Below are 371 nucleotides of genomic sequence, written 5' to 3' on the forward strand. Positions count from 1 at the left end.
GCCGTCGGGGGTGGCGGTGACCGTCACGGTGGGGGCGGGGTAGGAGAAGGCGGTGGTCTGGGGCTTGCCGGAGTCGGGCAGGAGGGTGTGCGCGGTGGGTCGGCCCTGGTGGTCGTACTCGGTGCGTGCGGTGACCCGCCCGCCGGGGCCGGCCTCCTCCAGCACGGCCCCGGTGGCCAGGTCCGTCACGCGGGTGGTGGTGGTTTCGGCGTCGGTGCCGGGCGCCATGGTTCGGCCCAGCTGACCGTCTGGGAGGCAGTCTGCCCGTACTTGTCGTAGGTGAACGACGTCTGCTCGCGGGCGGCAAGCCTGCCCGCACTGTCCGCAGTCCGGGTCACGGTGTGCGCGATGCTGCGCCGGTCCTTGCCGGG

2 protein-coding genes are annotated in these 371 nt (G+C 73.9%); both read right to left on the reverse strand.

The features are described from left to right. Nucleotides 1-189 (reverse strand): hypothetical protein (locus IF89_RS39915; RefSeq protein WP_234328044.1); only part of this gene is annotated, 189 nt, incomplete at its 3' end. Next, on the reverse strand, nt 186-371 hold a 186-nt coding region (locus IF89_RS48945; protein ID WP_234328045.1), incomplete at its 5' end, for a hypothetical protein. The genes IF89_RS39915 and IF89_RS48945, both read right to left, overlap by 4 nt.

The organism is Streptomyces sp. NRRL F-2664 (genome assembly GCF_000719345.1).
Taxonomy (GTDB): domain Bacteria; phylum Actinomycetota; class Actinomycetes; order Streptomycetales; family Streptomycetaceae; genus Streptomyces.